This is a genomic window from Singulisphaera acidiphila DSM 18658 (genome assembly GCF_000242455.2).
Taxonomy (GTDB): domain Bacteria; phylum Planctomycetota; class Planctomycetia; order Isosphaerales; family Isosphaeraceae; genus Singulisphaera; species Singulisphaera acidiphila.
The window spans coordinates 9049430-9069087 of the sequence record NC_019892.1 but is presented as its reverse complement, the minus strand read 5'-3'; the positions used below and the strand labels follow the sequence as shown (position 1 = coordinate 9069087).

Annotated in this window: 15 protein-coding genes and 2 pseudogenes; 9 read left to right on the top strand and 8 right to left on the bottom strand. The window is 62.1% G+C overall.

The window, feature by feature from the left end; genetic code table 11:
- Positions 1–27 precede the first annotated feature (27 nt).
- Entirely contained in the window at positions 28–2667 is a 2640-nt protein-coding gene (locus SINAC_RS35035) for an FG-GAP repeat domain-containing protein (RefSeq protein ID WP_015250272.1), read from the top strand.
- Between the two features lie 64 nt (positions 2668–2731).
- Here SINAC_RS35035 and SINAC_RS42115 read toward each other — a convergent pair whose 3' ends face one another.
- Positions 2732–3073 carry a YciI family protein gene (locus SINAC_RS42115; RefSeq protein WP_015250271.1) on the bottom strand — a complete coding sequence of 114 codons (342 nt, stop codon included), beginning with the start codon at positions 3071–3073 and terminating at the stop codon, positions 2732–2734.
- Positions 3074–3271: 198 nt separating this feature from the next.
- Between SINAC_RS42115 and SINAC_RS35030 the strand changes: the two genes are divergently transcribed.
- Positions 3272–4588 (top strand): IS701 family transposase, encoded by a 1317-nt coding sequence (locus SINAC_RS35030; RefSeq protein WP_015250270.1) that lies wholly within the window; start codon positions 3272–3274, stop codon positions 4586–4588.
- Positions 4589–4816: 228 nt separating this feature from the next.
- On the opposite strand, the gene SINAC_RS35025 is transcribed toward SINAC_RS35030, so the two are convergent.
- Entirely contained in the window at positions 4817–5086 is a 270-nt protein-coding gene (locus tag SINAC_RS35025; RefSeq protein ID WP_015250269.1) for a hypothetical protein, read from the bottom strand.
- A 338-nt stretch (positions 5087–5424) separates the two neighbouring features.
- Between SINAC_RS35025 and SINAC_RS35020 the strand changes: the two genes are divergently transcribed.
- The 4 genes from SINAC_RS35020 (at position 5425) to SINAC_RS38480 (ending at position 8579) form a co-directional block, all read left to right on the top strand.
- A complete protein-coding gene (locus SINAC_RS35020) occupies positions 5425–5907 on the top strand; it encodes an Hcp family type VI secretion system effector (protein WP_015245873.1) in 483 nt (160 codons plus the stop codon).
- Between the two features lie 693 nt (positions 5908–6600).
- Positions 6601–6798 (top strand): hypothetical protein, encoded by a 198-nt coding sequence (locus tag SINAC_RS35010; RefSeq protein ID WP_020466584.1) that lies wholly within the window; start codon positions 6601–6603, stop codon positions 6796–6798.
- A gap of 458 nt (positions 6799–7256) precedes the next feature.
- Positions 7257–8222, top strand: a complete 966-nt coding sequence (locus SINAC_RS35005; protein WP_015250267.1) for an amidohydrolase family protein — start codon at positions 7257–7259, stop codon at positions 8220–8222.
- Between the two features lie 162 nt (positions 8223–8384).
- Positions 8385–8579 carry a DUF4287 domain-containing protein gene (locus SINAC_RS38480; RefSeq protein WP_020466581.1) on the top strand — a complete coding sequence of 65 codons (195 nt, stop codon included), beginning with the start codon at positions 8385–8387 and terminating at the stop codon, positions 8577–8579.
- Positions 8580–8650: 71 nt separating this feature from the next.
- Here the strand turns inward: SINAC_RS38480 and SINAC_RS42110 are convergent.
- A pseudogene (locus SINAC_RS42110) lies at positions 8651–8761 on the bottom strand (dehydrogenase); the annotation flags it as partial.
- A gap of 7 nt (positions 8762–8768) precedes the next feature.
- Here SINAC_RS42110 and SINAC_RS41635 point away from each other — a divergent pair.
- Positions 8769–8885: pseudogene (locus SINAC_RS41635) on the top strand (TetR family transcriptional regulator); the annotation flags it as partial.
- 35 nt (positions 8886–8920) lie between these two features.
- Here the strand turns inward: SINAC_RS41635 and SINAC_RS34995 are convergent.
- Complete coding sequence (locus tag SINAC_RS34995; protein WP_015250266.1) at positions 8921–9817, bottom strand: SDR family oxidoreductase; 897 nt, start codon at positions 9815–9817, stop codon at positions 8921–8923.
- A gap of 116 nt (positions 9818–9933) precedes the next feature.
- Here SINAC_RS34995 and SINAC_RS34990 point away from each other — a divergent pair, with 116 nt between their 5' ends.
- A complete protein-coding gene (locus tag SINAC_RS34990; protein ID WP_015250265.1) occupies positions 9934–10857 on the top strand; it encodes an AraC family transcriptional regulator in 924 nt (307 codons plus the stop codon).
- A 144-nt stretch (positions 10858–11001) separates the two neighbouring features.
- Here the strand turns inward: SINAC_RS34990 and SINAC_RS34985 are convergent, their stop codons facing one another.
- From SINAC_RS34985 to SINAC_RS34975, 3 genes are all read right to left on the bottom strand, one after another.
- On the bottom strand, positions 11002–11652 hold the full coding sequence (locus tag SINAC_RS34985) for a DsbA family oxidoreductase (RefSeq protein WP_015250264.1): 651 nt from the start codon (positions 11650–11652) through the stop codon (positions 11002–11004).
- Positions 11653–11744: 92 nt separating this feature from the next.
- The gene (locus SINAC_RS34980) at positions 11745–12851 is read right to left on the bottom strand and encodes an endonuclease/exonuclease/phosphatase family protein (protein ID WP_015250263.1); all 1107 of its coding nucleotides are present in this window, start codon (positions 12849–12851) and stop codon (positions 11745–11747) included.
- Between the two features lie 55 nt (positions 12852–12906).
- Positions 12907–14823 (bottom strand): alpha amylase C-terminal domain-containing protein, encoded by a 1917-nt coding sequence (locus tag SINAC_RS34975; protein ID WP_015250262.1) that lies wholly within the window; start codon positions 14821–14823, stop codon positions 12907–12909.
- Between the two features lie 527 nt (positions 14824–15350).
- Between SINAC_RS34975 and SINAC_RS34970 the strand changes: the two genes are divergently transcribed.
- Entirely contained in the window at positions 15351–18860 is a 3510-nt protein-coding gene (locus SINAC_RS34970) for an acyl-[ACP]--phospholipid O-acyltransferase (RefSeq protein WP_237722715.1), read from the top strand.
- A 125-nt stretch (positions 18861–18985) separates the two neighbouring features.
- Here the strand turns inward: SINAC_RS34970 and SINAC_RS34965 are convergent, their stop codons facing one another.
- Positions 18986–19444 (bottom strand): YaiI/YqxD family protein, encoded by a 459-nt coding sequence (locus SINAC_RS34965; RefSeq protein ID WP_015250260.1) that lies wholly within the window; start codon positions 19442–19444, stop codon positions 18986–18988.
- Positions 19445–19658: the final 214 nt, after the last annotated feature.

The following is a 19658-nucleotide window of genomic DNA, read 5'->3' as shown; positions in this document are numbered from 1 at the left end:
GCTCAGGTTTCAGTGGGAGTGTTGCTCATGACGGTTCTGCTGAGGTCGGTCGAGGCGAAGCGCCAGTCGGTGATGCCGGAGAGAGTTCGACCGGCAGGCCGGCAGGTCCGGCGCGATCGGCAGCGGGCGCCGGGTCTGGAGGTCCTCGAGACACGTAATCTGCTTTCCGGGTTGCTCGTGGGGGGGGCGGGAGCCGGTGGGGTGCCGATCGTCCAGGTCTTCGACGCGGACACGGGGGCAGAGCGATTTCAATTCCCCGCCTATAACGCCAAGATGACGGCCGGCGTGAGGGTGGCCGTAGGCGATGTCAATGGCGACGGCGAGCTCGACATCGTGACGGCGCCCGGGCCCGGCGGGCCTGCGATCATCAAGGTCTTCCGCGCCAGCGACGGGACTCAGATCGGCCAGTTCGCGGCTCCGCGCACCTGGTCGCGCGGAGGCACCTGGGTGGCGAGCGGCGACGTCAACGGCGACGGTCAGTCCGAGATCATCGTGGCCCCAGGGCTGGGGGCGCCGATGGTACGCGTCTACCAAGGGCTCGACGGCCAACTCCTGGACGTGTTCCGAGCGAATGCCGGAGGTACGCGCCGGAGTTGGGGGCAAGGGGCCAAGGTGGCGGTCGGCGACCTCGACCAGGATGGTTATGCGGATATCGTCGCCCTCTCGGCGTTCGGACCCTCCAAGGTTCACGTGCTCGACGGCCAATCGGGCAGCCTGTTGGCCGATTACACGGCGTTCGCTGGCCCTTCACGCGGCAAGACGTCAGTCGCTGTCGGCAAGATCGGGAGCGATCGCCATCCTGACCTGATTGTGGCGTCCGCCCCGCCGCGATCCACCCAGACCAGGGTCAAGGTCTATCAAGGGATTGCCGATGCGAATCCCGCTGAGTTCGTCGTGCCGAACAGCTCGAACGGCGGCGGCGTCGAGATAGCCGCAGTGAACCTGGGAGGCCGAGGCCGCGACGAACTCGCCCTGGCGCCGACCCGAGGGGGCGGCCTGGGATTGGGGGCGACGATCCTGAGCCGGACGCCCTTGCTCTCCCTCACCTCGCCCCAGGGCGCGGCGAGCTTGACGGTCGCCTATCGCTTGCCGACGGCCGTCCACGGACTGTTCCTGGCCGGGGATAATACGGGCGCATTGTCGACGGCGGCGGTCGCCGCCAACGCGATCGAACCTCCGCTCTCGCAGGCGCTCCCCGTCATTCAGCGCTTGGCCTACTTCGATCCGACCCTGAAGCAGTTTGTCCCCGTGCAGCCCGACGACCCTCGCCTGGTCGGCAAGGATATCACTGTCATCAGCCACGGCTGGGCACCCGGCTACCAGGGTTGGGTGAACTACGAAGCCAACGTAAAGAATCATGTCTTGAAATGGTGGGAGACCGACCCCAGCCAGCCTGGCTACGACTCAAGCTGGACCTCCCAGAACCCGCAAGGGCCGGCGTCCGACTGGCTTCTGCACGGTGAAACGGTGAGCACCATCTTTGGGACCACCGAGGTCTCGGCCACGGGCTTGGCCCAGGCGATCCTCAGCCGAACCAACTCGACGGTCCCTGGCAGTCCGACCGACCCGAACGCCGCAGTCTTGGCCTATAGCTGGATCGATGATTCGGCCACGCCGACCTGGAACGTGCTCGATACCAAGATTCCTGAGGACGCGTACAAGTCGGAAGCGTTGACGACGCTCAACGGCGCGCGGCTCGCCTCGGCGCTCGAGTCGGTGCTGGGTACCTCGTTCACCGGCAAGCTTCAACTCGTCGGCCATAGCCATGGTTCGAAGGTGGTCTCAGTCGCGTCGGCCGCCTTGCAGCAGGCGAAGATGCGCGTCGACCAGGTCACCATTCTCGACTCGCCTGAGGATGACGTTACGGTCGCGGGCGATGCGGCCAATTTCAACTGGTACTTTCTCAAGAACCTGAGCAACCTCAATCGTTCGAGCCCGGTCAATACGTTCGTTGAAAACTATATTTCCGAATTCAACGTGCCGTATAGCGGCCTCCAGCTCTCGAACGGGCAAGGGCAGAACCTGAACCAGATCGTCGACGTCGGCTTGACGCCCGACATCTACTATTCCTATGACCTAGGCGGCAGGCATGGCTACGCGGCGTCATGGTACACCGGGTCGAGCGACCCGAATCTGACGTACCAGCAGACGGTCGGCCAGTACTGGTCCCCCTTGCTCCCCGCCAATTCGGGCGCGTCGAACCCGGTGAAAAACCTGTCGCCGTATTACGAGCAGAACTGGGACGACTTGTTCCAGCCGGCCGACCAGCAGTTCGTGCTCGAGCCGCAGACGGCGGCCCCGTCCGAGACGATCACATTCCAGACGTACGGCACTGCGCCGGTCAGCGTGACCCAGAATGGAACTATCAGCCAGTCCCAGCCCATTTCGCTGCGAGCCCCGCTCCGCGGCCAGAGCGGGATCGCCTTTGACTATCAGTTTCCGACTTATCAGCCGGGGGACCGGTTGATCATCCTCGCCGACGGTGACGTCGCTTTTGTCATGGACGCCGCGCTGGTTGGTTCGAGCGTCGCCCACGCGACCCTCAGCCTCAGCGGGTTTCCGCTGGAGACGCATAGCCTGACGTTCATCCTGACCAGCACGACCAGCAACCAGACGTCAAAGGTCGTTGTTTCGAATTTCCAGACTTTCTATCAGCCCTTGCTCTGACTAGACTTTCGGACTTTTTCAGCAGTCCTTGACTATGCAAGACGAGCGGACCAACACTCCGACCTCACGACTCTGGATAAAACCCGAATACTCGAAGCTCCTGATCACAGCGACACGCTTTCGCGAGACGTGCGGCCCATGCGATGGCCTCTTTACTTGAAGGCAGCTCAAGTACAGTGAATCCACCATTGAGCGGAGGCGCCCACGGGTAGCCTCCCTCAGCGACTGAGCCATTGGCCGAAACTAGAACGGGCGGTACTGTTTCATCAATACCGCCGCCGAAAACGTAGACGCCCGCTTCCTTCGCCTCGCGTATCACGGCATGAGCGTCTCGACCCACCGCCTCCCACTCACTGTCGGGTACATTCATTGCAGCACTGGGGAATGAAATTAGATACTTTGCCATGATCTTCTTTCTCTAAGAATTTTGCGGTTAGTGATACAGGCCATGCCTAACAGTGGTTCGAGTTGCTCCACCGGGTTGGGAATCCCCCTCATCATCGCGCGAAACTGACCCTCGGAGACGGTACCATCACGCGCGGGGCCGGTATCCTGGAGGGTGTTCAAGCACACCAGGATCGGGCAACGCACGGAGGTCCGCTCGATGGATCAGCTTATCCTCGGCCTCGCCGCGCTGGTAGAGGCGTTCCGCGATGTCTTCCATCCCCAGGTCTTCTCCACCTTCCAGACGCTGATCGCCGGTTGGATCGTCTGCCTTGGCCCGCATACCATCAGCGAGGTCTGGCAGGCCACCGGCCTGGCTGCCCGGCGCCACCACGACACCGCCTATGCCGTGTTCCACTCCGCATGCTGGGAGTGGGACGACCTGGGGATCGTCCTGGCCACGCTGATCCTCACCCATCTGGTCCCCGGCGGTGTCGTCTGGGTGGCCGTCGACGACACGCTCTATCACAAGCGCGGCGCCAAGGTCGCCTTCGGCGGGATCTTCCTCGACGCCGTGATGTCGTCGAAGGGGCACCAGACCTTCCGGTTCGGCCTCAACTGGGGCGTGCTCGGCATCGCCGTGCCGATCCCGATGCGCGCCGATCGCTACTACTGCCTGCCGGTGCTCTGGCGGCTCTTCCGCAAGAAGGGCCAGCCGGGATACCAGACCCGCCCCCAGTCGGCCGCGGCGCTGGCGCGGAAGTTGGCCCAGGCCAATCCCGAGCGGACCTTCTGGCTGGTCGGCGACAGTGCCTACGTCAACGCGGCCGTGCTGCGGGATCGGCCTGCGAACCTCCAGGTCATCGGGCCGCTGCACTGGAAGGCCGCGCTGTACGAGCGGCCCGCCCCGCGACAGCCCAAGCAGAGGGGCGCCTCGCGCAAGAAGGGGGATCGCCTCCTGAACCCCAAGGCGATGATCGAGGACACCACGACCTACCCGGCGGAACTCCTGACGATCGACTTCCCGAAGGGGGCACGCGAGCTTCGGGTGCAGGTGATCCGGGACGTACTCTGGTACAAGGGGAGCAAGACCGATCCGGTGATGGTGGTGCTGGTCCGCGACCCGCTGGGCCAATGGCGCGACGAGGCGTTGGTGTCGACGGACACGACGGTCTCGGCAGCTTTCGTAATCCTGGGATACTGCCGAAGATGGAGTGTGGAACTGGCGTTCTTCGACAGCAAGCAGTTCCTCGGGCTGCACGATCCGCGGGTGCGGAGCGTGCAGCGGGCGCACCCGATGGCGTGGTTCGTGGGATCGCTGACGATCCTGTGGTACTGCGTGAAGGGTCATGAGGGATCCCACGTCGAACGGGAACGTCCGTGGTACGAGGACCGAGTGATGCCGACGTTCACGGACATGCTTGGTGCGTTACGCTTGCAGATGTGGGAATTCAAAGTTTACGGAGAGTCCGGCGAGGAGCTACCCTCACCAGAATGCATCAGGAAACTACTCCGCAAGCTATCAGCCGTGGCCTGAGGTCCGAAAGTCTAATCTGAGAATGTCAGGAGAGTCTCGCCACGGAAAGTACGGAGATTACAGGAAAGAAGTGAATTCAATCATGCTTGGTATTAATTCACTTCGTTATCCTTTTGTATTGCCCGTATTGTCCGTGGCGAAATTCCTGGGGTTGGTGGCTGTGCCTCAGAGGTTGAATTTGACAACAAAATTAAGTGAGAAATTGCTGAAGTCTTGGCTTGGCTGCGATCAATGATGCCCCGATTCCCGCTCCATGAAGTCGACACCTGCGTTGACCGCTTCCTGCTCGGTGGCAAAGACCCGGGGTGGCCCGCCGCTGCCGGTTCGGATGGGGCCGAGGCATTCGAGCGTGGCAAGGGAACCTGCTCTCGGGTCTTCGTCGACGTCGAAGAAGACGAAGCAGACGAAGCCGTTGGTGCTCGTGAGTTCTTTGGTCTTGGCGTTATAGGTGGAGTATTTGTCGACCTGGAACCAGGCCTTTTTGTGTTGGACGAGCATTTCGAGTAGGCCTCATGTGCGATTTGGGAACGTCTTCATTGCGCCTCGACGATTGAGACGCGACGATGCGCGAAGCCGATAGGGGGGAATCGCATGGGGTTCGCGATGATGTGAACGCTACCGCAGGCCGTGGTTAATGGCAAGGGCATGTCTGGCGCCGGCTGACATTGGGGAGACGCCCGCGAAAATCGCCGACATTCTCGCTCCGTCACGCGTCATTTGAAAATAAATGGCGAGAGTCACGTCACCACATCGAGGTGATGGCGTACTCAAGGGTAAGTCCGGCAGGGAAGGCCGGCCGGACCAAAGCCAAACCAAGACATGAGGAGATGACTTCAATGGCCGTCGACATGTTTCTGAAGATCACGGATGTCAAGGGCGAATCGAAAGACAAGTCTCATTCCGGTGAGATCGAGATCGAGTCCTTCAGCTGGGGAGCGAGCCAGCTTGGTGCCTCCTCGCACGGGACCGGTGCCGGTGCCGGTAAGGTCTCGATGAACGACTTCCACTTCGTGATGCGGAATAACTCGGCCTCACCGACCCTCTTCCTCTTCTGCGCCAATGGCAAGCACTTGAAGGAAGCCAAATTAACCTGTCGCAAGGCGGGCGGTACGCAACAAAATTTCATGGTCGTCACGCTGTCGGACGTGCTGGTCTCCAGCTACCAGACCGGCGGGTCGCAGGGGGGCGAGGTCCCCATGGATCAGATCAGTCTGAACTACTCGAAGGTCGAGATCGACTACCTGGCCCAGGATGAGAAGGGGATCACGAAGTCGGCGGGCAAGAAGCATTGGGACATGAAGACCAACACCGGCGGTTGAGTCGAGTGCGGCCCGCTTGCCTTTGCATGGATTCGACGAAACGTAGGAAATCGCGCCGGAAGGGCTCGTCAGCCCTCGGGCGCGATTTTTTTTGTTTCAGGCTGGCCATCAGCCTGTCTCCCTTCATTCAGGCTCAGGCCTTGGAATTCTTCCACGAATTTGCGGCTCGACTTACTACCCATTCTTCAGACATAAAGGATTACCTCGCTTGACCGTTCGATGAACTCGGGGGGCGGCTCCCAGAAGAGGAACCTAACCACGAATGACACGAATTACACGAATTGAGAATAATAAGTATTTGTAAATTTATGATTTTGATTTGCTGTTTTTATTCGTGTGATTTGTGTCATTCGTGGTTAAAAAATTTCCCTTTCCCAAGCGATCGTCCGTGGGTGTCAGCGTTCGAGCCGCCCAAGCCGAATCCGCCCGACCGAAGGAGGCATGATCCTCCTTCGGTGCGCACCCGCTGGTAGACATTTATGATTTTTTCGGTTTTGTAGAGAATCCGCGTCGCTCCATGCCGCTGGCTTAAATAATTTCGAAAAGTCGTGAAATCGACTCTAGACGACCGAAATAAAATTGGTAAAAAGATTAATAAGGCGTTCTCCGCGATGGTGTGGAGGATCCCTAGTAGGACGTCCGGCGGGCGAGGTGGCCTGCCGTCTGCCTTTTGCATCTCAAGGAGCTTCATCGATGTCCTCCGGGTCTCTCTCGTCCTCGTCCGCCAACTCCCCCTCTGCCGAGCAGGAGTTTATGCAGGCGATCAAGGATTATCAAAAGCAGAGCGGGCGGTTGTTCCCGACCTGGAGCGAGATCCTCGACGTGGCTCAGAATTTGGGCAAGCGAAGACGAGGGGGATCGGCCCTGGGGAGTGCCTTGCCGCGATCGTGATCCGACCTTCGTAAGGCCCTTGATTTTGGATCGGGACATGGCCAGAACCCGTCCGATTCAGGGTGTTCTGGCGGATTTTGGCGAATTTTCAAAGAACTTTGTCCGGTTATGGCCGGCGATTCCAACGACTTGTGTGAGGCTGCTGTCCGAGTCGAAATGGCAATGGAATCGGGAAAGATCGAGGTCGAGCGCGACGCTCTAAATTCAGTGTCGAAGACGGTTCGATCCCCGACTCGGGTAAGGCGAAAGGGGGACAGGGGACGCGTAAAACCGTTTTCACTTTCCTTTGAGGGTGATCCACGGTTGTCGATCGATTCCCTCGAGACAGGGGACTGCCGCGACGTTATTCTCGATCGCCAACATCGATCGCGGAGCCGCGGCGGACGGGCCGAGCATCGCACCGGAGAATCTCCGCGCGGGACGGCGTTGGCCCCTGCCTTGTTAAGGAAGATCTTCCGATGAACCTGCCCCCGACAAGCCGCCGCCGGTTTCTCCGGCAGACCTTCGCCGCGACCGTGGCCGGTGCCACGTTCGATCCGGTCGCCGCAGCGCTGGCCCGCGCGACGCCAGACGCAGCCGGCGGACCTTACATCGATGTGCACACCCACCTGGGACGGACCTGGAACGGCGACCCGCCGCTCACAACCCATGGGTTGCTCGCGTGGATGGACACGCACAACGTGGCCAAGGCGGTCGTTCTCCCCTTGGTTTCGCCTGAGTCATCGAGCTATCTCAACCTGACCGAAGTGGCCCTGGACGCTGCCAAAGCGCACCCCGACCGGCTCGTCCCGTTCTGCTGTATTGATCCACGGACGAGTTATCGCGGAGGCCGGGTGGGGCTTCGTGCCTTGCTCAAGGAATACGTCGACCAGGGGGCGAAGGGATTCGGCGAGCACAAGGTTGGCCTGCCGATCGACGAGCCGAGGATGATGGCCGTCTATGAAGTCTGCGACGACTTGAAGCTTCCCGTCTTGTTCCATTCTGACGATATCCGTGGCACTGATGAGTCGGGGCTGCCCGGTCTCGCCCGCGTCCTCAAGGCTTTCCCGAACGTCCCCTTCATCGGCCACGGCCCCGGGTTTTGGGCCTCGATTTCGGGGAACCTTCCCAAGGCCGACCTCGGCGGCTACCCCAAGGGAAAGGTGTTCCCCGGCGGCGCTCTCGACCGTCTTTTCGAGGCCCACCCGAATCTTTGGGGCGACCTCTCGGCCGGCTCCGGTTCCAATGCGCTGGCACGCGACAAAGAGTTCGGTCAGCGCTTCCTCATACGCCGCGCCGATCGTCTCCTCTTCGGCACCGACTATCTGAAGCCCGGCCAGGACGTCCCCCAGTTCGAGCTCATGGCGAGCTTCGACCTCCCCGCCGACGTTCGTGCCAAGATCGAACGCGGCAATGCCACCACGCTCCTGAAGCTCTCCGACTGAAGTGAGCCGGGGACTGATGGGCCGATGGCGGTGGGGCGTCGTCACACGGCCAGCACGCATTTTATTTAGATGTGCAGCGATTCGCCCGCGCCATTCGGTTGCACTGCGAAGACCGCCAGAGGCCCGGATGACTTCAGAAAGCTTGCCGACGAGAAAGGGTTCATGGCAGGCGGCAAGCTCCGCGCCGACATCAAGGCAGGCCAGGTGATCGCGTGGCTCAAGGAGGATTTTGAGCTTGGCCACGGCCACGCGATGGCAATCGCGGCGTTCTCAAGGGCACGAAGCAGGAAGGCGACGAGTCGTTGGGACGGCCGGTGGCATTGCGATCACCGAGGCCAGGACACCCCACCTCAGTAGGAATTTCCAACGCAAACCTCGGCATGGAGCGTCGAGGTGCCAGCCCATTCGATCACGCGCTCGTGACTCTCTCACCAAGGCCCCCGGCCATTCTTGTCCGAGAATGTCCCCGTCGGTCCGTCCGGGCCGATGAGCGCGAGCCGCACGGCTTCTTTTGCGCCCTGTTCGACCGTGCGCGTGCCATACGGCCTGCTACGAGCGGTCGCCAGCCTTTGCACGCCCGCCCACGACGTTGGGCTCGATCATGCCCGGCGGATGGTCGACCTGCTCATCGACGGGTTACGCTACGGAGCGACAGCGCCGTAGCGTACCCCGTCTCAGCTCGGATCGGGCGGGAACTCTTAAATCGCAGACCAGTTCATATGGTCGAGGTCTTCGATCATCCCGGCCTTCTGCGTCGGGTGCCAACCCAGCCGCTCTTGCGTCAGCACACTCGATGCCGGCATGTCTAGCCCGGCGAAGAACCCCATCCAGCCGAAATGACCGGCGGCCTCCTCGGGAGACAGGGAGACGACCGGGATCTTCAGGCCCCGCCCGATGGCCTCCGCGATCGCCTTGGCCGTAACTCCCTCCTCGGCGACCGCGTGATACCTCGCCCGGTTTGGACCTTTCTCAAGGGCCAGTCGGAAGACGGGGGCAGCGTCGAGCAGGTGTACTGCAGGCCAGCGGTTGAGCCCGTCGCCGACGTAAGCCGCGACGCGCTTCTCGCGGGCGATCTCGATCGCTGGCGTGACGAGGCCCTGTTTCTCCGTGTTATGCACCTGCGGCAGGCGGACCACCGTCACGCGCACGCCACGGTCGGCGACCGCCTCCGCCGCGATCTCCGAGCACGCGCGAGGGTTCGGATGGTTGGGGTCGAAGTGGTCCTCCGTCGCGGGCTGGCCCGGCACCTTGGTCCCCATCCCGGTCCCAGAGGTGATGACGAAGGGGCGGTCGGAGCCGGCGAGAGCATCACCCATCGCCTCGATGGCCCGCCGGTCCGCCTCGCAGACCTCCTGGAACCGCGAGAAGTCGTGGATGAAACCGCAGTGGATCACACCATCCGAGGCCGCCGCGCCGCTCCGCAGGCTGTCCAAGTCCTCGAGATCACCCCGGTGAACCTCGGCCCCGGCGACGGCGAGCGCCGCGGCACCCTTATCCGAGCGGGAGAGGCCCAGCACCGTGTGGCCCGCCTTGATGAGATCCCGGATGACCTCGGTGCCGATGAAGCCCGTCGCCCCTGTGAGGAAAACACGCATCGGAAAACCTCCGTGGATTCGACTTTCGGTCCCATGGTCGCCAGGGTAGGCTTTTGATCTGCGACGATCTATGCTTTAGAGTCCAATCTTTCTTTGCGATCGTCCAGGAATACCCTATGGACCCGCTCTCAGGAGTGCTTTCCCTTCTGAAGCCGCAAAACACCATGTGCGGCGGCTTCGATGTCGGTGGGGATTGGTCACTCCAGTTCCCCCAGCACGAAGGCATCAAGTGCTACGCAGTGGTTTCCGGCCAGTGCTGGCTTGCCGTAGAGGGCGTTCCCGAAGCGGTGCACCTGAAGACCGGAGATTGCTTCCTACTGCCGCTGGGGCGGCCTTTCCGCCTCGCAAGTGACCTGGGTTTGCCGCCCGTTGACTTCAGGACGATGTATACGCGGCCGTTGAACGGGGGCATCGCCATCTGGAATGGGGGAGGCGACGTCTCCGGCGTCGGCGGCTATTTCGGTCTCGAAGGCAAACATGCCGGCATCCTGTTGGGTATGCTCCCGCCCATCGTCCACATCAAGAAGGAATCGGACAAGCTGGCGTTACGCTGGTCCATCGAGCGGATGATGCAGGAACTGCGCGAGCCACAGCCGGGGAGCTTCCTGGTTCTCCAGCACCTCGCCCAGATGTTGCTGGTTCAGGCTCTGCGGGCGCATCTGGCGGAGGGTTTGAGCGGGAGCGTCGGATGGCTCTTCGCGCTGGCGGACCAGCAGATGAGCGGGGCCATCCACGCGATGCACGCCGACCCTGCCCATCCCTGGACCTTGCAGAAGCTGGCGGAGAAAGTCGGGATGTCTCGGTCGAGCTTTGCCGCGAAATTCAGGGAGACCGTCGGCTCGACGCCCATCGACTACTTGATCCGCTGGCGAATGCTCCTGGCTGGTGACCGGCTGAAGAACTCCGGTGATCCCATCTCGGCCATATCGCAATCGCTCGGCTACGAGTCCGAAAGCGCCTTCAGCACCGCATTCAAGAGAGTCATGGGCTGTTCGCCGCGGCAATACAGTCGTGGCCGTGATCTGGTGACTTCGCATTAGCGAGGGGAGCGATAATTGCCCGATCCCCGTCAAATGTGCTTGGCGAACCAGTCGATTTGGTTCGGTGTCCGGCATATTGTTCCCCTCGCGTTCGGGCTCTCTGAATGACCTGGGGGACGCTCTCGTGGCGAGCCACCCCGTCGCTCACCCTTCCTGTACCGGCTTCACCACGGTCTCGCCCACCTGCTCGAACGCCTGACGGAATCGCTCCGGCGGCTGGGCACCGGACAGGGAAAGCCTTCCGTTCACGACGAAGAACGGCACGCCCGACACGCCGAGACGGCGGGCTTCCTGTTCCCCAGCGCGGACGACATCCAGGCCCGTGTCGCCCGTCAGAAGGGCGTCTACCTCCGCCTGGTCGAGACCAGCACCAACAGCGACGGCCGTGAGCGTGGTCCGGTCGGACAGGTCACGCCCGTCGGTGAAGTAGGCCTGAAACAGGGCCTCGACCACCGCGTCCTGCAAGCCACGCTCGCCGGCCAGCCAGATGACCCGGTGCGCGTCGATGGTGTTTGGAGTGTTCGTCATTTGGTCGAAGTTGAATACGATCCCCTCACCCTGACCTGCCGTGGCCACCTGGGCGTCGAGTTCTTGCGACCGCTCCCAACTCCCGAACTTTTGGATGCGGTAGGATTTCCGGTCGATGCCCTCACTTGGCATGTCGGGGTTGAGCTGGAAGGGGTGCCAGCGGACGGAAACCGGCTGTCCCAGCAATCCGAGGGCCTTCTCCAGCCGCCGCTTGCCGATGAAGCACCACGGGCAGATCACGTCCGAAATCACGTCGATGGTCAGCATCAAGCCGCTCTCCCAGGCACCGAAACACACCCTGGGATTAAGGTTACCCCTTCTCGGAATCCACCGACAGATTGAACGGCTCCTCTTGCCAATCACAGAGTGAAATCGGCGAAGATCGCTGCGTGGTCGGAGGCTGCGTGAATCGCCTTCGTCATCTCCGGGAAGTGAGGGAACAGCGTCCCGTTCACCCCTCCCCACACACCCTTTCGGAAGATGCCCCCGCTTGTCACCTTGGCGAACAGCTCGGGGGAAAAGAGTAGGTAGTCGATCTTGTTCGATGCCGTCCCATTCGCGAAGGTCCCCGGCCGCCCATCGCCAACGAACGAGGGATGGTTGGTGATGTCACGAAGATCGGAGCCCGCCCCAAGGAGAGGTGACAACGGATCGCTCGTCGGGGTGTCGTTGAAGTCGCCCATGATCACGATGAACTTGACGCCTTCTGAGCGGCGCTGGTCGTAAATCTCCCGTACCCGCTTGGCCTGGGCCTTTCGGCGGGCGTTCGATTGTGCAGGGACACCGAAGCCCTTGCTCTTCAGGTGATTGACCATGACGAGGATCGTCTTGGTTGCGCTCACCCTGACGGTGAACTCGGGACAGTCACGGCTGAAAATCCGGGTTGTGCCCATCATGTCGTCGACGTGGCTCACGATCGACTCGACCTTGTTCGCAGCCCTTGTGAATAGGCCCACATCGATCCCGCGATCGTCGTTGCCATCGATGAGCATGATGCCGCCGTAATCAGCACCCAGAGGCTTCAGGAGCTGTTCATTGAAACGGCTCAGGGCAATCCGATCCTCTGCCTCGATCACCGCGAGGATGTCGGCGTTGACCTTCTGGATGACCTTTGCGGTCATCTGGGTGGCGATCTCATTGACTGCTTCGGTTTTGAGTTCGACCCACCCGATCCAGTCACCCCGTCCATCGGCGGCGACCTTGGGACCCGATGCAGGCCTTTTGATCAGGCTGCCGTGATTCTGCCGGAGGATGGCGAACTTGTTCTCGTCGCTCGCGCTCAGCCCGAGGCGGTCGAGAGATTCGAGGATGGCGGTCTTATCGTCAGCAGAGTACACGGGCTTTTCGAGCAGGATATTCAGTTTGCTGAATTCGGTCAGGATCGGCTTCCCCTCGCTGAAGTCGTCCTGATTTAAGGCTCGGGCCCGGGAGAAGAGATTCTCTACGTTGAAGGACGCGATACGCATCGAAATTCACCTCGTTATGAGTTTGGAGCACCCCCCTCTCTCTTCGTTCGCGAGATCAACCTCTCGCGAACACCATGACGCTATTTGCCGGAAGAACGAGCGACGCTGAGGAATCGAAGCCGTGCATGGGGTTCTGGTCGGCGAAGATACGCCCACCATTCCCCGTGGTGCCCGGATTGACCCAGTTCTCGTAGACGTCGCTGTTGAAGACCTCCCGCCATTCCCCACCACTGGGGAAGCCGATTCGGTAATCGAAGCGGTTGAAGGTCGAAAGGTGGACGACCACCATCACGTCGTGGCCTTCGTTCGGCACCCATCGGTGGAAGGCGAGCACGCGGTTCTGGTCGTGGACGTGCACCGGACGGAACCCCTCTCCCCGGAGGGCGGGTTGCTGCCACCGGACACCCAAGAGCTCACGGGTGAATCGGATATGGTCGAGCATCTGTTTGTCGCTGCCCTCTACCCCCGCCCAGAAGAGGAGCAAATTGGCGTGGTGCTCGATGTCATCCGCCCACTGCTTGTCCTCCAGGAACTCCTGCCCCATGAAGAGCATCGGAATCCCGGGCGCCGTCAGGCAGATCCCCGTCGCGACCCTCGCCCGGCTCCGGCCGAACCAAGAACGGGGGTTGTTGAAATCCCCCAGGCGGGCCACCCGCTGCTCCCGGTCCCGATAGACAATGTCGTGGTTCTCAGGTCCCTGCACGATCCGCCACTGTTCTGGGAACCCTTCGGGCCACATGCTCGACGCCAGGCCGGACATGTTGAGCGGTCGTTCGTCTGGCTGAGCGGCGTTGCTGATGACGTTGCGAATGGCGATCCGCAGGCCGTCGGTCAAGGTCGTATCGAAGCCCGCCCCCTCGGAGGGCGGCTTCACGACGTAGGGGTTTACGTTCCAATACTCGGCATGATCGATCGCGCTGGGCCGGTGATGGTTGAGAGTTGAGGTCAGGTCCTGGCAGAAACTCCAGCCGCGCGGGGACCCGTCATGGTCAATCGCGCTCACCTGGTCGTAGCGAAGCCCATCAACCCGGTATTCGTCGAGGAAGAACTTGGCGTTCTGGATGAGGAAATCGCGAACCTCGGGTTTGCCGAAGTCGAACACCTCGCCGCCGGCGTGCTCTCTACCGTTGAAGTAGAGGGAGTTCTTCGCCTTCCCCCCTGAAGTCGGCTGACGGTCGAAGAATAAGAGGCTTTGATCGCCGAAATCCCCACCGGCGTGGTTGTAGACAACGTCGAGGATCATCGCCAAGCCGTGGATGTGGCAGAGGTCGATCAATGCCTTGAGCTGGTTCATCTCCCCGCGAAGGTTATCCACCTTGTATCGGGGCAGGCTTTTGGCATCAAGGAGGGAGTTGACCTCATCAACGTAAGGTTTGAGGTCCGCGTCCTCGACCGCGAAATCCATCTCGGGGGAGAAATAATCGGTGCCGTTGTACCCCAGGCTGAATGCGGTCTGGAACTCCTGGATCGGCAGGAGCTGTAGTACGGTCACGCCCAACTGGGAGAGGTGGGGAATCTTGCGGGCCACGTCGAGGAAGGTCCCCGCCTTCTTCGGAAGGTTCGGCGTGTAGAAGGTGCCGACGTGGAGCTGGTAGATCACGAAGTTGTTGAACCGAGGCGTGACGAAGCCCGTCTCGTGCCAGGGAAAGTCCGTCTTTCGGATGATGCAGTCGCTTGGAAACGGCTTTTGCAACTCACGGGCGTAGGGATCACGCTTCGGACCAGAGCTGCCCGTGCCATCAATATGAAATATGTAGCGATGACGGTCTTTTGCGCCCTTGATGAAACCCCGCCAGTGACCGTTGGCATCTTTGGTCAATAGGCTGGAATCATCCTTTACTTTGCCATTGAACTCGCCAAGAACGAATACCTTTACGGCGTTCGGTGCCCAAACTCGGAAGGTCGCACCGTCGGCGATCAGATTCGCACCCATGGGGGTGCTGGCCGTCACATGGTTCAGGGAGGCAGGCATAGGAACTCCGGGGGGAAAGGTCTTACGTCAAAAAGACGGAAGCATTGTCCCCGAGCGGCTACCTTGAAGCAACGAACCTTAGAGGAATGGAAATCTGGTTTTGATTTATCCTTACTCCCGCTCGATCTCCTTGATGTCGATGCCCCGGATCAGCGGCTCCTTGTCCGCCTCGGCCGAAAAGCCCCTATCGCTCTTCATGGTCCACGGCATCCATTGTCGGATCAACGAATTGGTGTACGCTGGCCCTGGTCATCGTCACCCTTTCCCAGAGAATTGCAGAGAGATTCTTCCCGTCTCGTCGGGTGGGTCTGGCCCACCCTTCTGTCTTTCGTTTCCGATGGTAAACTGAAACCGGTTTGGCAAAATAGGAAAAATCGGCCCTGTCGATCGGCGTTGCACAACCGGCCGAGCGGGGCTACTCTGGCCCGTTCCTAACGGAAATCGATGGCACGTATTGCCGTGGCACGGGCAGATTCGTTTGAGGGAGAGGCCGGCCCTTGGCTGAATTCTCCTCTTGATGAATTGAAATGAGCTGGATTCTCAGGGGAGCACCGAACGTGGGCAAGGAGGAACCGATCTCCGTGGTTGGGGGGGAGGACCGCCCGAGCGGGCATCCGTTGCGCGGGTTGCTGATCGCGCAATTTCTCGGGGCGTTCAACGATAACGCCTGGAAGCAGATTGTCAGTTTGCTGGCGATCAGCGCGGCGGCCAGCGTCGAGGCGGGGCAGCGCGAAGCGGCCCTGGCCCAGATGGCTTTGCTTCTCCCGTCGATGCTCTTCTCGCTTCCGGCCGGAACGCTGGCCGATCGGGTGAGTAAGCGGTCGGTGATCCTGGTCATGAAGGTGCTCGAGCTGACCTTGATGATCGCCGGGACGCTGGTCCTCTACCGCTACCCGAGCTTGGTTCGCCCGGCGATGGCTGTTCTCATGCTGTTGGGCGTGCAGGCCGCTTTGTTCAGTCCCGCGAAGTATGGCATCCTTCCCGAAATCCTGCCGCACGAAAAACTCTCGAGCGGGAACGGTTTCCTCGAGCTCTGGAGCAACCTCGCCATCATTGCGGGGATTGTCGGTGGCGGAGTCCTCCTTGGGCTTGTCAGTGGCCAGCCTTGGCTCGCCGGCCTGGTGCTGACGATATTGTCGGCCCTGGGGCTGGTTGCGGCCTTCTCGATACCGCGGGTCCCGGCCGCGCGGGCCGAGGGGGGGATCGTTGCGACCGTTCGGCTCGGCTGGTCGGCGATCCGGGCCGATCGCATTCTCCGGCTGGCGATCTCCGGCCAGTTCCTCGTCTGGTCGCTCGCCTGCCTGATTCCCGCTCCGGTCCTGACCTACTCGAAGAAAGTCCTCGAGCTGAAAGACGCTTACGCGGGCCTGCCGATGGCGATGGTCGGGATTGGGATCGGAATCGGCTCGCTCCTGGCCGGCAAGATCTCGGCGGCGAAGGTCGAGTACGGCTTACTTCCCCTTGGGGCCTTGGGGCTGACCGCGACCACGCTGGCCTTCGGGGTCATGATGCCGGGGGTGGTGGGGACCCTGATCCTGATGACCCTGATCGGTCTCTTCTGCGGGCTCCTCTTCGTGCCGCTCAACGCGCTGCTCCAGTGGCGTGCGCCTGCGGATGGGCGAGGCGCTGTGATCTCCCTGGCGAACGTTCTGGTCTACGGCGGGATGCTCATCGGCTCGGGGCTGGCCTGGGAACTGGCGGATGTCGGCGTCACCGCGCAAGGGACCTTCCTGATCGCGTCGGTCGCCTTGGCCATCGGTTCGCTCTGGGCGCTCTGGCTGATGCCCGACGCCTTCCTCCGGTTCCTACTCCTGATCCTGGCGGCGACGCTCTATCGCGTGAAAGTCATCGGTCGTGAGCACGTGCCGTTGAAAGGGGGGGCGCTCTTGACCCCCAATCACGTCTCGTTTGCCGACGGCCTGTTCATCATCGCCAGCATCGACCGGCCGGTGCGGTTCGTCGTCTATGCCGAATACTTTCGCCACCCCATCGCCGGTTTCATCCTCCGAGCGATGCGCGCGATCCCGATCTCGGGGGCAGGGGGCCCCAAGCAGATTCTCCAAGCCTTTCGCGAGGCGGGACGCTGTCTCGATGAGGGGCAGCTCGTCTGCGTCTTCCCTGAGGGGCAGATCACCCGGACGGGCCTGCTCCAGCCGTTTCAGCGCGGGATGCAACGGATCCTCAAGGGGCGGACGACCCCGATTATTCCGGTCCACCTCGACCGCGCCACCGCGAGCCTCCTGAGCCCGGTCCACTCCCATACCTTGCCCGAGCGGATCCATTTGCCCGTGACCGTCTCGTTCGGCACACCGCTGCCGGCCGACACGCCGCTCCCCACGCTCCGCCAGGAGATTCACGACCTCGATCAGGAGGCGTGGGCCCATCGCAAGGTTGACCGTCGGCCCTTGCACCATGCGTTCATCCGCCGGGCGCGGCGGCATCCCATCCGGCTCGCCTTCGCCGACGCCTTGCGTCCGCGCGTCTCGGGAATCGGGGCCTTGGCCGGAACGATCGCCCTGGCCCGCGCATTGCGGCCGAGCTGGGAGGGGCAACCGCACGTCGGGATTCTTCTCCCCTCGAGCGTCGCGGCGGCCCTGGTCAACCTGGCGGCATCGCTTGCCGGGCGCGTTTCCGTGAACCTCAACTTCACGGCCGGGAAGGCCGGCATGGACTCCGTGGTGAAGCAGGCAGGGCTGCGGACCATCGTGACCAGCCGGGCCTTCCTCGAGAAGGCGAAGCTCGAACTGCCGAGCGGGGTCGTGCCGATCTGGCTCGAAGAGATCGGCACGGCGATCACGACCAAGGAGCGGCTGAAATCGCTCGCCCTGGCCTGGGTTGCGCCGGTGCGTACCCTGGAGAGGATCGCGGGGGCCGAGCATACACCCACGGTGGACGACCCGGCCACGATCATCTTCAGCAGCGGGAGCACGGGAGAACCGAAAGGGGTGGTGCTCTCTCACTTCAACATCGACTCCAACGTGGAAGCGATCACCCAGATCTTTCGGGTCCAGCCGGGGGACCGGGTGCTCGGGATCTTGCCCTTGTTCCACTCGTTCGGTTACACGTCGCTCTGGCTCGCCGGCAACTACGGCATGGGGACCGTCTTTCATGCCAATCCGCTCGACGCCGCGACGATCTCGGCCTTGGTGGAGCAATATCGCGCGACGATCCTGCTCGCGACGCCGACCTTCCTTCAGCTCTACATCAGGCGGTGTGCGCCGGCTCAGTTTGGCTCACTCCGGCTCGTGATCGCAGGCGCGGAGAAGCTGCCGGAAGCGCTCGCCACCTCGTTCGAGGATACGTTCGGGATCAGGCCGCTCGAAGGCTACGGGATGACCGAGTGCTCCCCCGTCGTCGCCATCAGCACGCTTGACTACCGGGCGCCCGGGTTCTTCCAGCCTGGCTCGCGTCGCGGCTTCGCGGGGCATCCGCTGCCGGGCGTTTCGGTCCGGGTGGTCGACCTCGCGACGAACGAACCGGTCGAGCCGGGTTGCGAAGGAATGCTGCTGGTGAAAGGGCCGAACGTCATGCAGGGCTACCTCGGCCGCGACGACCTGACGGCGGCCGTGATGCGCGACGGCTGGTACGTCACCGGGGACATCGGCCTGATGGACGAGGACGGCTTCCTCAAGGTGACCGGACGGCTCTCCCGGTTCTCGAAGATCGGCGGTGAGATGGTCCCCCACGGCCGGGTCGAAGAGGCTCTGCACCAAGCGATCGGGGCCGACTCGCAGGTGTTCGCCGTGACGGCCGTCGGCGACGAGAAGAAAGGGGAGGCGCTCGCCGTCCTGCACACGCTCGACGACCGGAAGGTCCAGGAAACGCTCGAAAAGGTCTCGGCCGCAGGTTTGCCCAACCTCTTCATCCCCCGCCGCGACCGCTTCATCAAGGTCGAAGCCTTGCCCGTCCTCGGGACCGGCAAGCTCGACCTCCGCGCGATCAAGCGAATCGCCGAGGAGGCTTTCTCAGGCGCTCGGCCCGAACGAGGACTCGAGGCCTCCCAAGCCCCCAAGGAGCAGATTCCCGCCGACGCCTGACGTTCTGATTGTCAGCGCGGTGTCTTTGGCTTCTTTGAGAAGGGGCATGGCCTACCGGAAGACCTGGCGGGCCGTGCCCCTTTCCCTTTGCAAACGAGGAAGAGAGGCCCGAGGGGGGCGACTCGTCAGGTCCGTTTCCGGCGGCGAACGGCCACGATGAGTTCGTCGAGTTTTGAGAGAAAGCGGGAACGATCCACCTTGCTGAACGGGGCAGGGCCGCCGCCGAACTCGCCTCCTTGGCGGAGCATTTCCAGGAGGGCCCGGGTCGTCAGGGCATCGCCGATCGCATCCTCGGTAAACTCACGCCCTTTGGGACCCAGGACCTTCGCCTCCTTGCGGAGACAGCGATCGGCCAGCGGGATATCGGTCGTGATCACGATATCGTCGGGCTCGACTCGCTCGACGATCCAGTCGTCGGCGACGTCGAACCCACCGCGCACCTCGACCGCCTCGATCCGCTCGTCTTTCGGCACGCGCAACGGCGAGTTCGAGACGACGAAGACCTTGATCTCATAGCGCTTGGCGACCCGGTAAACCTCGTCCTTGACCGGACAGGCGTCCGCATCAATATAGATGGTCGTCAAAACTGCGGCTCCGCTCGATCGGGATCGTCAGGCCCTTGTCTGTTCAGCGACCAACGCTGAGGCCCGATCCTCCTGTTGGCGACAATTGTCGAGATTTCGCCTTCCTCCTGTCAAACCAAGGCCGACCGTTTTGGACGCCGGGCCGCAGCGTCCCCTGCCCCTCCGCTCCCTCGGGGGCACCCGCCTGGACTGATCGTCGACCTCCCAAAAATGT